Origin of the sequence: Phreatobacter sp., from assembly GCF_016793595.1 — a bacterium.
In the GTDB taxonomy this organism is placed as follows: domain Bacteria; phylum Pseudomonadota; class Alphaproteobacteria; order Rhizobiales; family Phreatobacteraceae; genus Phreatobacter.
In genome coordinates, this window is sequence record NZ_JAEULY010000013.1 from 108213 (window position 1) to 120769 (window position 12557).

The following is a 12557-nucleotide window of genomic DNA, read 5'->3' on the forward strand; positions in this document are numbered from 1 at the left end:
CCTCTCACGGCTGCAGGATCGAGGAGACGAGGAGCTGCGTATAGGGCTCGCGCGGATCGTCCAGTACCTGGTCGGTGAGGCCGGTCTCGATGGCGCGACCGTCCTTCATCACGAGAATGCGGTGGGACAAGAGCCGCGCCACGGCGAGATCGTGGGTGACGACGATGGCCGCGAGGCCGAGATCGGTGACGAGGCCGCGCATGAGATCGAGCAGGCGCGCCTGCACGGAGACATCGAGGCCGCCGGTCGGCTCGTCCATGAAAACGAGGCGCGGCGAGGTCACAAGGTTTCGGGCGATCTGCAGGCGCTGGCGCATGCCGCCGGAATAGGCGGTGGGCCGATCGTCGATGCGGGTGCGGTCGATCTCGACACGCTCCAGCCAGGTCTCGGCCTCGTCGCGGATGCGGCCGTAGTGCCGCCAACCGACTGCCATCAGCCGCTCGCCGACATTGGCGCCCGCCGAAACGCCCATACGCAGCCCGAGTTCGGCATGCTGGTGGACGAAGCCCCAGTCGGTACGAAACAGGAAGCGCCGCTCGGCCTCGGTGAGCGCGAGGATGTCGCGGGTGACGCCGTCGCGCATGCGATAGAGGACGCGGCCGTCGGTCGGCTCCAACTGGCCGGAGAGTAGCTTCAGCAGCGTCGACTTGCCGGAGCCGGATTCACCGACCACGGCCAGCACTTCGCCGGCATAGAGCTCGAAGCCGATATCGCGGCAGCCGAGACGGGAACCGTAGAATTTTGTGACGGCTTCGGCGGTGAGAAGGGGCTGGTCGATCATGCCGCGCTCCCCGCAATCGCGGCCGGCGCCTCGCCCAGCAGGTCGCCGCGATGGCCCTCGGCCCGGCGCTCCTCGCAATGGTCGGTGTCCGAGCAGACGAACATGCGGCCGCCGGCATCGTCGGTGATCACCTCGTCGAGATAGGTGTGCGTCGCGCCACAGAGCGCGCAGGCATGGTCGAACTTGGTCGCCTCGAAGGGATGGTCCTCGAAGTCGAGCGACACGACGGACGTATGCGGCGGCACCGCATAGATGCGCTTCTCGCGGCCGGCGCCGAACAATTGCAGCGCGGCGCAGTCGTCCATCTTCGGATTGTCGAATTTCGGCGTCGGCGAAGGGTCCATCACATAGCGGCCTTCCACCTTCACCGGATAGGCGTAGGTGGTGGCGATATGGCCGTGGGTGGCGATGTCCTCGTAGAGCTTCACATGCATGAGGCCGTAATCCTCCAGCGCGTGCATGACGCGCGTCTCGGTCTCGCGCGGTTCGAGGAAGCGCAGCGGCTCGGGGATCGGCACCTGATAGACGAGGACCTGATTCCCGGTCAGCGCCTTTTCGGGGATGCGGTGGCGAGTCTGGATGATGGTCGCGTCGGCGGTTCGGGTCGTCGTCTCCACGCCCGAGGTCTTCTCGAAGAACTTGCGGATCGAGACGGCGTTGGTCGTGTCGTCGGCGCCCTGATCGATCACCTTCAGGCGGTCGTCAGCGCCGAGGATCGCGGCGGTGACCTGCACGCCCCCCGTGCCCCAGCCGTAGGGCATGGGCATTTCGCGCGAGGCGAAAGGCACCTGATAGCCGGGAATGGCAATGGCCTTCAGGATGGCGCGGCGGATCATCCGCTTCGTCTGCTCGTCGAGATAGGCGAAGTTGTAGGCGGCGGGCTGGGTGGTGGTTGTGGTCATGGCAGTCATTCCGCGGCCTCCGGCAGGGCTTGGCGATCGTTGCCAGCGGGGTTCTGCCGTTCCGCGATTTCCCGGCGCATCTGCCGGATCAGCGCGAGTTCGGCCTGGAAATCGACGTAATGCGGCAGCTTGAGGTGCTCGACGAAGCCGGTCGCCTGCACATTGTCGGAGTGCATCAGCACGAATTCCTCGTCCTGCGCCGGGGCCTTGGCCTCCTCGCCGAGCTCGCGGGCGCGAAGGGAGCGGTCGACCAGCGCCATGGCCATGGTCCGCCGCTCGCAATGGCCGAAGGCGAGGCCGTAGCCGCGGGTGAAGCGCGGCGGCTCGGTGGCCGAGCCCTTGAACTGGTTGATCATCTGGCACTCGGTCAGTTCGATCGTGCCGAGCGGCACGGCGAAGCCGGCATCCTCCGCGACGAATTCCAACTCCACCTCGCCGAGCCTGATCTCGCCGGCGAAAGGATGGGTGCGACCGAAGCCACGCTGGGTCGAGTAGCCGAGCGCCAGCAGGAAGCCCTCATCGCCGCGCGCGAGGTTTTGCAGGCGCAGGTCGCGGTCGGCCGGCAGGTCGAGCGGTTCGCGGGTGAGGTCGCCGACGGGGGCGTCGGGATCGCCCGGCGGATTGCGCTCGATCAGGTCGTCATTGCCGAGCAGGTCGGTGACGCGCGGCATCGGCGTATCGTCGGCCGGAGCCGTCGCCGGATCGGGGATATCGGCGCCCGCCTCCAGCAGGAAGTCGATCAGGCGATGGGTGTAGTCGAAGGTCGGACCCAGCACCTGCCCGCCCGGAATGTCCTTGAAGGCGGCGGAGACGCGGCGGGCAACCAGCATCGCGCCCGTGTCGACCGGCTCGCTCGCGCCGAAGCGCGGCAGGGTGGTGCGAAAGGCGCGAACGAGGAAGGCGGCCTCGACCAGATCGCCGCGCGCCTGCTTGATGGCGAGCGCCGCGAGGTCGCGATCATAGAGCGAGCCCTCGGTCATCACCCGGTCAACAGCGAGGGTGAGCTGTTCGCGGACCTGCGCGGGCGCGACCTCCGGCACGGCGGGGTCGCCGCGCCGCTTGGTCGCCAGCAGCCGGTGGGCATTGTCGATGGCGCGCTCGCCGCCTTTCACCGCCACATACATGGGTCAGGCGCTCCGGATGCGGGTGGTGCGGGGCAGGGCGGCCACTGCGTCGGGGCCGGCGAGGATCAGGTCGACGCCGCGCGGGAACAGTGCGTGATTGGCTGCGAGACGCGTCACGATGTCGGCAGGCAGGCCGGAGGCGGCGAGAGTGGTTTCGCCCTTGATGCCGGGACCGGTCAGCGTCAGCGCCGGCCCGGCCGTCAGGCTCTCCACCTGCAGGATCAGTGTGGTCGAGCGGTCGGGATAGGTGTCGGTGCCGAGGGCGAAGTCGGCGAAGTCCGGTACTGACACGGGATCGGCGATGATAGCGAAGCTCGCCTGCGACGGTGCCGCTGCGATCCGGGCTCCGGTGTGGAAGGCGATGTAGCGCGCAACGTCCGCGTTGACCGCCAGCGGCGCGTCGAGGAACAGCGACGTCTCGTAGTCGGCGAGCGTCAGCGCGACGGCGGCGGCGACCGGCGAGAGCGGCGCAGGAGCATCGGCAAGACATGCGACCGGCAGGACCGCGCCGGGGCGGGCGAGCGCGTTCATCACCGCGCGGAAGGCGCGCTGTGCTTCATGAACCGGGTCGGCAAAGGCGAGGGCGACGGCCATCAATTGTCTCCCCTGACCATGGTGAAGAAGTCGACGCGGGTCGCGGCGGCGCGCGTCTTTGCGAGGGTGGCTTCGGCCGCGAGGCGGGCACGGACCGGCGCGAACACGTTTTCCGCCGCCTCGCGCGTCGACGGCGCCTGCCAGAGCGCGTCGGCCAGCGCCGCGAGGCGCGCCTTGTCGCGGTCGCGACCGAGGACATGGCCGAAGCCCGTCTCGCCCGTTGCGAGCGACACGGCGGCGCGGGTCACCGTGGCCTCGCCGAGATTGAACGGCGCGCCGTCACCGCCGATGCGCCCGCGAACCATGACGAGGCCGATCTCCGGCGCACGCAACATTCTGATGCCGGGGCCTGCGAGGGCTTCCAGCGGGGCGAGTTCGGCGGCCGTCGCCCGTGCCGCGAGGGCCATGAAGACTTGGCGGTCGGCTTTGGCCGGACTGGTTTCGGGTGGAGCGTTCGTCATGATTGGTATATTCATCTAGACGATTACGGTTTTATGACAACCGGGACGGGCTGACAAGACCTGCCGGTTGGCGATAGAGCAGCAGGAGACCTATCGACGGAGGCCGTGACAGGCGGATGACGGGAGAAGCGATGCTCGCGCGGGGCCGGGGGGTGACCGTCTGGCGGCAGATCGCCGAGGCGATCGAGGCGGAGATTGCCGGTGGCGGCCTGCCGCCCGGCGCGCGCCTGCCGACCGAGACCGCGCTGTCGCTGCGATTCGGCGTCAACCGGCACACCGTCCGGCAGGCGGTGAAGTCGCTGGTCGACAAGGGGCTGGTGCGGGTCGCGCAGGGCTCGGGCACCTATGTCGAGGCCAAGCCGCTCGCCTATCCGATCGGCGTGCGCACGCGTTTTTCGGAAATCGTGGTGGGACAGGCCCGCGATCCCGCCGGCAAGGTGATCAGCCATCGGCAGGTGGGTGCGAGTGCGGAGATCGCCGAGGCGCTGGACCTGCCGCCGGGCGCGCTCGTGGTGATGATCGAGAGCGCGCATTTCGCCGACAGCGTGCCGATCTCGTGGTCGACGGCGGCGTTCCCGCTGCCGCGCTTCGCGCGCGTGCCCGAGGTCTATGGCGCGACCGGCTCGATCACCGCGGCTCTCGCCGCCTGCGGGGTGCCGGACTATCGGCGCGCCGTGACGCGGATCGGCGCGGCGGTCGCCGACCGGACCGATGCCGGGCGGCTGGAGATCGCCGAGGGGCGGCCCGTACTCGTGATCGAGAGCGTCAATGTCGACCGTGACGGCGTGCCGATCCAGTGGGCGCGCTCGCACTTCTCCGCGGATCGCGTGCGGCTGACCGTGGGCGGCTGACTAGCGCGCTCCGCGGTCGCCGATCAGGGCGAAGCGCAGGCGTGTCGAGACCATGTCGATCACGGCCACGGTGACGAGGATCATCAGGATCAGCGCCGAGACGTGCTGATATTCCAGCACGCGGATTTGCTCGGCGAGATGCAGGCCGATGCCGCCGGCGCCGACGATGCCGATGATCGTGGCCGAGCGGGTATTGCTCTCGAAGTAGTAGAGCACCTGTGCGGCCATGACCGGCAGGACCTGTGGCAGGAGGCCGAAGCGCACCGCATGGAGTTTCGCGCCGCCGGTGGAGGCGATGCCCTCGACAGCCTTGCGGTCGGCCGCCTCGATGGCCTCGGAGAATAATTTTCCGAAGGCGCCGACATTCGCGCACACCAGCGCGAGCACGCCCGCGAAGGGACCGAGCCCGACCACCGACACCCAGATCAGTGCCCAGATCAGCTCGTCGACCCCGCGCACCGTGTCGAGCATGCGGCGGGACAGGAAATGGATGACCGCGTTGGGCACGACGTTCTTCGCGGCAAGGAAGCCGAGCGGCAGGGCGAGCGCGGCGGCGGTGAAGACGCCGAGGAAGGCGATGGCGACGGTTTCGGCGAGAGCGTGCAGGTAGATCCAGAACTTCGTCCAGGTGCCGGTCGAGGGCGGGATCATGTGCACCATGAATTCGCCGAGCCGGCCGAGCCCGACGATCATCCTCAGCGGCGAGAATTCGAGCACCCAGAGCCCATAGACGAGCAGGGACGCGAGCGCGCCGACCACCATAAGGGCCCTGGCGCGCGCCCATGGAGAAGGGCGGAAGATGTCGGGGTGGCGCGCCTCCAGCGCGACCCGGTCGGCAAGGGCCTGCGCGCGGACCGGATGCATGGCGGCGGCGCTCATGAGCGTGTGCTCATGCTGAGGAAACGGTGGCGGAGCCGCTCCGTGCCGAGGTCGATGACCATGACGGTGAGAATGATCAGGACGAGGATGGCGGAAACGTCGGCGTAGTAGAACTTGCGGATCGCTTCGACCAGATCCTGGCCTATGCCGCCGGCACCGACGAAACCCATCACCGCCGCGCCGCGCACGTTGATCTCGAAGCGCAGCAGCGCATAGCTGGCGAAGTTGGAGAGGACCTGCGGCACCACGGCGAAGCGCATGGTCTCGACCCAGGTCGCGCCGGTCGCGGTCAGGCCGTCGACCGGCTTCATGTCGATGTTCTCGGCGACCTCGGCGAATTGCTTGCCGAGCGCGCCGAATGTGTGGATGGCGATGGCGAGAACGCCTGGCACCGGCCCGAGACCGAAGGCGACCACGAAAATCAGCGCGAAGACGATCTCCGGCACCGTGCGGCAGAATTCGAGATAGCGCTTGGCGGCGATGCCAGCCCAGCGCGTGGGCGCGAGGTTGCGCGCTGAGAGGAAGCAGAAGGCGAAGGCGCCGATGCCGCCCAGCAGCGTGCCGACATAGGCGATCAGCAGCGTCTCCCACATCAGCTTCAGCCACTTGTCGAGGCCCCACATCCATTCCGCGATGTCGGTGAAGACCGGACGGCCGGTATTCGGGCCGTTGTCGAGGGTGAAGATGCGGCCGATATAGTCGGTGAAGCGCCAGATATTGGCGACGAAGGTGGCTGGCCTCACCTCCGCGACGATGCCGGCGACGATGGTCGCGGCGACGAAAAGCGCAAGGCCGATCAAGAGCTGTCGACGCTTCTGAGACACCGCCTCGCCATAGGCGCGCGCGAGCGCATCGAGCTGATGGTCGGGCAGGCGGGTGACGGTGCTCGGCATGGTCGCCTCATGCGAACGGGACGGCGCTGCCGCCGTCCCGTTGCTGTTGCCGGTCGATGTCACGAACGCGCGCGGCGGAGCTGGTCGACGAATTTCTGCAACTCGACGATGGTCTCGTAGTCCTTGTGCGTGACCGGGTGGAAGCCGCGGTCCTTGCCGTCGGAGAGGCGGTCGAAGGCGGCCTTGGCCTTGGTCGGCGCTTCCATGAAGGCCTTCAGGATGGCGGCCTTCGCCTCGGCGGGCATGGCGGTGAGCCAGGCATAGGGCGAGTTCACGATCTCGTCCGACTTGAAGATGATGCGGAAGTCCTCGGCCTTGACCATGTTCTTGGCGACCATGCGGGTCAGGTTGGAGTCGGTCTCGGAGTTCCACCAGTTGAAGGCTGCGTCGCAGGTGCCCTGCTGAACGGCCGTCACTGCGTTCTCGTGGCTGCCGGCATAGACGACGCGGCCGAAATGCTGGTCGGGATTGGCGATGCCCATGCGGTTCATGGCGAAGCGCGGCACGTTGTTGCCGGAGGTGGAGTTGGGGTCGACGAGGCAGAGGTTCTTGGCCCGCAGATCCTGGATCGACTGGATCGGGCTCGATGCCTTCACGTAGAGCACCGAGAAATAGCCGCGCGAGCCGTCGGAATTGACGGTCGTCACGAAGGGTTCGACGCCGCCATTGGTGACGGTGTGGGCGCGGACGTAGGAGGCCGGGCCGTACTGGGCGACGTGGATCTGGCCGGCGCGCTGGCCCTCGATCACGGCGGCATAGTCGTTGGCGATGCGCAGCGTGACCTTCACGCCGAGCTCCTTCGACAGGTAGTCGTTGAACGGGCCGAAGCGCTCGGTGACGCCCGAGGCGTTCTCGGCCGGGATGACGGCGAGGACGAGTTCCGGATAGCGCGTCTGCCAGTTGACCTGAGCGGCAGCGGTGGTAGCAGCGAAGGGCAGGCCGGCAAGGCCGGCGATGATCTGGCGGCGGTCGAACATGGATGGTCTCCTGAAGAGGGATGGGTGATCAGGCGGAGGCCAGCAGGGCCTCGGCATAAGCAGCCGCGGGGGCGGGAAGCGGGGCATGGCTGTCGATGACGTCGCCGGCCTCGATGCCGTAGAGCTCGCGCGCGGCGGCGTCGGTCAGAGCCTCGGGCGCGCCGTCGAAGACCACGCGGCCCTGGGCCATGCCGACGAGGCGGTCGCAATAGGTCCTGGCGAGGTCGAGCGAATGGAGGTTGCAGATCACGGTGATGCCGAAGTGGCGGTTGATCCGCTGCAGGGCGTCCATGACAACCTTGGTGTTGCGCGGGTCGAGCGAGGCGATCGGCTCGTCGGCGAGGATCAGGCGCGGCTCCTGCACGAGCGCGCGGGCGATGGCGACGCGCTGCTGTTGTCCGCCGGACAGGCTCTCGGCGCGCTGGGCGGCGAGCTGGGCGATGTCGAACTGTTCGAGCGCGGAGAGGGCGATGGCCTTGTCCTCGGCCGACCACATCTTCAGGAGCGCGCGGCCCTGCCCGACATGGTTGAGCCGGCCCATCAGCACGTTGGTCAGCACGTCGAGGCGGCCGATCAGGTTGAACTGCTGGAAGATCATGGCGCAGGACTGGCGCCAGTCGCGCAGCCCCGCGCCCGAGAGGGCGGTGACGTCGCGACCCTCGAACCGGATGCGGCCGGAAGACGGCTCCTGCAGGCGGTTGATCATGCGCAGGAGCGTCGACTTGCCGGCCCCGGAGCGGCCGATGATCCCAACGAAGGCGCCGGTTCCGATCTCGAGCGAAACGTCGGACACAGCGGTCTTGTCGCCGAAGCGTCGCGATATTCCGTCGATCGTCAGCATCTGCGCGCTCCTGCCGTCGATATGCCGGCAAAGGTCTTCGAATTTCGGTTGTCTCCGGCTCTAGGGCAGTCGAATTACATTTTTGTGACGTGGCTTTATGCTTAGGATGAGATCATCGGCGCTGCGGAATACTTGTCGACTGTCATGAATTCGTCACTCCAATGTCATCTGCACGCGCCAGCGACACATGCCTGCGCGACGGGCCGGAAAGCGGCTCGCGCGGCGAGCGGGATGCACCGACCATGAGCAAACTCGGCCTCGAACCATCGATCCACCCGACCGCGCGCGTCACGCGCTCGCGGCTCGGCGCCTATACCGAGGTCGGCGCCCATTCGGTCATCACCGAAGTCACGATGGACGATTATTCCTACGTGGCGCAGGGCGCGCAGTTCGACATGGCGACCATCGGCAAGTTCGCCTCCATCGCGGCCTATACGCGGATCAATCCCGGCAACCATCCGATGAGCCGGGCGAGCCAGGCGCATTTCCAGTACCGCGCCTCGAAATACTGGGAGGGAGAGGCGGACGAGACGGAGTTCTTCGACTGGCGCCGCACGCATTGGGTGACCGTCGGCCACGATGTCTGGATCGGCCATGGCGGCGTCGTGCTGGCCGGCAACAGCGTCGGCACGGGCGCGGTGGTCGCCGCCGGCGCCATCGTGACGAAGGACGTGCCGCCCTATGCGATCGTTGCCGGCAGCCCCGCGCAGGTGATCCGCATGCGATTCGAGGTTGATATCGCCGAGCGGCTGATGGCTCTCGCGTGGTGGGACTGGGATCACGAGCGGCTGCGGCAGGCGCTGCCGGATTTCAGGAACCTCGGGATCGAGGCGTTTCTGGAGAAGCACGAGGCTTAAGCCGGCCGACAGGCCCGCGACGACATTGCGCGCCACCGTGTCTTCCGGTTGCGCCGCCCTGCCTCTAGATTGCCGCCCGGCCTCTGCCCACGGCACGACGGAGACCCCGCAGCCATGTCGCTCTACCGCCTCGACCGCTTCTTCGCTCCGCGTTCGGTCGCCATTGTCGGCGCAACGGACCGGCCGCGCTCCATGGGGCAGGCCCTGATGGCGAACATGACGCGCGCGGGGTTCTCCGGCACGCTCTATCCCGTCAATCCGAAGCACCGGACGGTGGCCGGACTCACCGCCCATGCGAGCCTGTCCGAGCTTCCCGAGGTTCCGGACCTTGCCGTGCTCGCGACGCCCGGCGCGGCGATTCCCGGCCTCGTCGATGAAGCCGCCCGGATCGGCGTGCCATCGGCCGTGGTGATCTCAGCGCTGGAGCGGCAGGGCTACGAGAAGGCCGCGGGCCGCCTTTCCGACGCCGTTCGCGAACGGGCGATCCGTCTCGTCGGGCCGAACTGCTTCGGCGTCATCGCGCCGCATGGCGGAGTCGATGCGAGCTTCTCCTCGCGGCGGACGCGGCCGGGCTCGCTCGCCTTCATCTCGCAGTCGGGCGCCATCGCGGCGGCGCTGCTCGAATGGGCGGAGGTGCGCCATATCGGCTTTTCCGGCGTGGTGACGCTCGGTGACCAGCTCGACGTCGATACCGGCGACTGCCTCGACTATTTCGCGGCCGATTACCGGACGCGCGCCATTCTCGTCTATATCGAGGCGATCCGCGACGTCCGGAAGTTCATGGCCTCGGCCCGGGCGGCTTCGCGCTCCAAGCCGGTGATCGTGCTGAAATCAGGACGGAGCATGGCGGCGGCCAATGCTGCGAAATCGCATACCGGCGCGCTGGCCGGGGCTGACGACGTGTATGCGGCCGCCTTCGCGCGGTCCGGGCTTGTCCGGGTCAACGATCTCGACGAACTGATCGCAGCGGCGGAGACCCTGTCGCGCTATCCCTCGTTCTCGGGCGACCGGCTGAGTGTCGTCACCAATGGCGGAGGTCTCGGTGTGCTCGCGGTCGACGCGCTGATGGATCATGGCGGCAAGCTGGCACGGCTCGGCGAAGCGGCCAGAGAGAAGCTGGACCGTTCCATGCCCGCGACGTGGTCGGGCGGCAATCCCATCGACATTATCGGCGACGCGGATGCCGAGCGCTATGCGGCGGCGATGCAGGCGGCGCTGGAGGATCGCGAGAACGACGCGGTTCTGGTGATGAACTGCCCGACCGCGCTGCTGTCGAGCCGCGATGCGGCCGAGGCGGTGGCCGGGGTCGTGACCGACCAGAAGGCGAAGGGCGGACGCGCCAAGCCGGTCTTCTCGGTCTGGCTCGGCGACCAAGAGGAGGCGACCGGCATCTTCGCGCGCGCGGGGCTGCCGAGCTATCCGACCGAGTCGGAGGCGGTGCGCGGCTTCATGCATCTGGTGCGCTACCGGCGCGCGCAGGATGCGCTGATGGAGACGCCGGAGAATCACGAGATCGTGCCGCCCGCCGGTCTCGCCGCGTTGCGCACCGAACTGGACGCCGCGGTGAAGGCGAACAAGCGCTGGCTCGACCCGCTGCTGGTCGACCGCATCCTCACCGCCTACGGCATTCCGACGGTGCCGATCGGGGCGGCGCGCACACCGCGTGAGGCCGGCGATTTCGCTGAAACCTTCCTGAATGGGGGCCAAGCCATCGCCGTGAAGATCCTGTCGCCGGATATCACCCACAAGTCGGATGTCGGCGGCGTGCGCCTTGGCCTCGCCACGCGAGGGGCGGTGGAGGCGGCGGTCGCCGAGATGCTGGAGCGTGTCCAGAGGCTGGTGCCGAAGGCGCGGATCGACGGCGTCATGGTGCAGCCGATGGTGCACCGGCCGGGCGCCATCGAGCTGATCGTCGGCCTCGCCGACGACCCCACTTTCGGCTCGGTCATGCTGTTCGGGCGCGGCGGCAAGGCGGTGGAACTGATCAAGGACCGCGCGCTGGCGCTGCCGCCGCTGGACATGCGGATCGCCCGCGACATGATCGCGAGAACCCGGATTTCCAAGCAGATGGCCGGCTATCGCGACGTGCCGCCGGTGGATACGGCCAAGGTCGCGGAGATCCTCGTGCGGCTGTCGCAGCTCGCCGCCGACCTGCCGCAGGTCGCGGAAATCGACATCAATCCGCTACTCGCGGATGCCAGCGGGATCGTCGCTCTGGATGCGCGGATCGGCGTTGGAGCGCCGCGCGCGAAGGGCCTCGTGCGCGGCGGCCATCCGCGCTTCGCGATCCGGCCCTATCCGAAGGAGTGGGAGCGCGAGGCGGAGATCGAGAACGGCTTCCGCTTCCGCGTCCGTCCCGTGCGACCGGAGGACGAGGAGCTGTTCCGCGCCTTCCTCCAGCGGGTTGATCCCAACGATATCCGCCAGCGCTTCTTCACGCCGATCAAGGATTTCAGCCACGCCTTCGTCGCCCGCCTGACCCAGATCGACTATGCGCGGTCGATGGTGCTTGTGGCGCTCGACATCGAGACCGGCGACCTGCTCGGCGCGGTGCGTCTCCATGCCGACCCCGACAACGAGAATGCCGAATATGCCGTATTCGTGCGCAGCGACATGCAGGGGCGCGGCCTCGGCGGCATGCTGATGCGGATGATCATCGAATACGGCCGTGGCCACGGTACCAAGCGCATCTACGGGCAGGTGCTGGCCGAAAACCGCGGCATGCTGACGCTTGCCCGCCAGCTCGGCTTCCGCGAAGGCCCCGACCCGGACGATCCCGGCCTGCGCAAGGTGGTGCTGGAACTCGCCTGACAGGTGGGGATAGGCGTTCGCGCAAACCCAGATTGCGCCTGCCTTTGCTGGAAAAGTTGTCCATAGCGTTACGCTCGATGCTATGTTTTCGGCTATTCGCGGAAGTCCGCCTGTCCTGCAAGGGAGTACCTGCCATGAGCGCCGAGATCACCGTCGTCGATAATCCGCAAGCGCAGCAGTTCCAGGCCGTGGTGGACGGTCACACGGCCTTCGCCGAGTATCGGCTGATCCGCGGCGCGATCATGTTCACGCACACCGAAGTGCCGGAGGCGCTCGGCGGGCGTGGCATCGGCTCGGCGCTGATCAAGGCAGGCTTGCAGGCGGCCCGCGATCGCGACCTGAAGGTGATGCCGGTCTGCCCGTTCTTCGCCGCGTGGTTCGGCAAGCACCCGGAGGACCGCGACCTCCTGCACCCCTCGTACAAGACCGCGCTGGGGCTCTGAGCCCCTACCAGCTCTGCCTGAGCGCGACGCTTCCCCTGATGGATCGGTGGCGGTCGCCGAGTTCGCCGTCGAGGGCGAGGGAGGCATTGAGGCCCTGGCGGAAGCGGGCCTCGACGCCGAGGGTGGCGAGCGCGGTGTGGGTG

13 protein-coding genes are annotated in these 12557 nt (G+C 67.9%); 4 read left to right on the forward strand and 9 right to left on the reverse strand.

Going from position 1 to position 12557, the window contains the following annotated elements; genetic code table 11:
* Window positions 1–4 precede the first annotated feature (4 nt).
* Genes phnK through phnG form a run of 5 tightly spaced genes read right to left on the reverse strand, consistent with a single transcriptional unit; the run spans window position 5 to window position 3862 of the window.
* Entirely contained in the window at window positions 5–781 is a 777-nt protein-coding gene (phnK, locus tag JNK84_RS14235) for a phosphonate C-P lyase system protein PhnK (RefSeq protein WP_293425054.1), read from the reverse strand.
* Entirely contained in the window at window positions 778–1683 is a 906-nt protein-coding gene (locus tag JNK84_RS14240; protein ID WP_293425055.1) for an alpha-D-ribose 1-methylphosphonate 5-phosphate C-P-lyase PhnJ, read from the reverse strand. The genes phnK and JNK84_RS14240 overlap by 4 nt, the downstream gene beginning before the upstream one ends.
* A 5-nt stretch (window positions 1684–1688) precedes the next feature.
* Window positions 1689–2807: a carbon-phosphorus lyase complex subunit PhnI gene (locus JNK84_RS14245; protein ID WP_293425056.1), complete on the reverse strand. Its 1119-nt coding sequence runs from the start codon at window positions 2805–2807 to the stop codon at window positions 1689–1691.
* Between the two features lie 3 nt (window positions 2808–2810).
* Window positions 2811–3401, reverse strand: coding sequence for a phosphonate C-P lyase system protein PhnH (gene phnH / locus JNK84_RS14250; protein ID WP_293425057.1), 591 nt, complete (start codon window positions 3399–3401; stop codon window positions 2811–2813).
* Window positions 3401–3862 carry a phosphonate C-P lyase system protein PhnG gene (gene phnG / locus JNK84_RS14255; RefSeq protein WP_293425058.1) on the reverse strand — a complete coding sequence of 154 codons (462 nt, stop codon included), beginning with the start codon at window positions 3860–3862 and terminating at the stop codon, window positions 3401–3403. The genes phnH and phnG overlap by 1 nt, the downstream gene beginning before the upstream one ends.
* 131 nt (window positions 3863–3993) lie before the next feature.
* On the opposite strand from phnG, the gene phnF reads away from it, so the two are divergent.
* Complete coding sequence (gene phnF / locus JNK84_RS14260) at window positions 3994–4713, forward strand: phosphonate metabolism transcriptional regulator PhnF (RefSeq protein ID WP_293425059.1); 720 nt, start codon at window positions 3994–3996, stop codon at window positions 4711–4713.
* Here phnF and phnE (JNK84_RS14265) read toward each other — a convergent pair whose 3' ends face one another.
* Genes phnE (JNK84_RS14265) through phnC form a run of 4 tightly spaced genes read right to left on the reverse strand, consistent with a single transcriptional unit; the run spans window position 4714 to window position 8303 of the window.
* Window positions 4714–5592 carry a phosphonate ABC transporter, permease protein PhnE gene (phnE, locus tag JNK84_RS14265; protein ID WP_293425060.1) on the reverse strand — a complete coding sequence of 293 codons (879 nt, stop codon included), beginning with the start codon at window positions 5590–5592 and terminating at the stop codon, window positions 4714–4716.
* Entirely contained in the window at window positions 5589–6485 is an 897-nt protein-coding gene (gene phnE / locus JNK84_RS14270; RefSeq protein WP_293425061.1) for a phosphonate ABC transporter, permease protein PhnE, read from the reverse strand. Before phnE (JNK84_RS14270) ends, phnE (JNK84_RS14265) begins: the two co-directional genes overlap by 4 nt.
* A gap of 59 nt (window positions 6486–6544) precedes the next feature.
* Window positions 6545–7462 (reverse strand): phosphonate ABC transporter substrate-binding protein, encoded by a 918-nt coding sequence (gene phnD, locus JNK84_RS14275; RefSeq protein ID WP_293425062.1) that lies wholly within the window; start codon window positions 7460–7462, stop codon window positions 6545–6547.
* A 28-nt stretch (window positions 7463–7490) separates the two neighbouring features.
* On the reverse strand, window positions 7491–8303 hold the full coding sequence (phnC, locus tag JNK84_RS14280) for a phosphonate ABC transporter ATP-binding protein (protein WP_293425063.1): 813 nt from the start codon (window positions 8301–8303) through the stop codon (window positions 7491–7493).
* Between the two features lie 242 nt (window positions 8304–8545).
* Between phnC and JNK84_RS14285 the strand changes: the two genes are divergently transcribed.
* The 3 genes from JNK84_RS14285 to JNK84_RS14295 all read left to right on the forward strand — a co-directional run bounded on the left by JNK84_RS14285 (window position 8546) and on the right by JNK84_RS14295 (window position 12414).
* Window positions 8546–9160: a chloramphenicol acetyltransferase gene (locus JNK84_RS14285; protein ID WP_293425064.1), complete on the forward strand. Its 615-nt coding sequence runs from the start codon at window positions 8546–8548 to the stop codon at window positions 9158–9160.
* A 114-nt stretch (window positions 9161–9274) separates the two neighbouring features.
* Window positions 9275–11971: a bifunctional acetate--CoA ligase family protein/GNAT family N-acetyltransferase gene (locus JNK84_RS14290; RefSeq protein WP_293425065.1), complete on the forward strand. Its 2697-nt coding sequence runs from the start codon at window positions 9275–9277 to the stop codon at window positions 11969–11971.
* A gap of 134 nt (window positions 11972–12105) precedes the next feature.
* Window positions 12106–12414: a GNAT family N-acetyltransferase gene (locus JNK84_RS14295; protein ID WP_293425066.1), complete on the forward strand. Its 309-nt coding sequence runs from the start codon at window positions 12106–12108 to the stop codon at window positions 12412–12414.
* The last annotated feature ends 143 nt before the right edge of the window (window positions 12415–12557 follow it).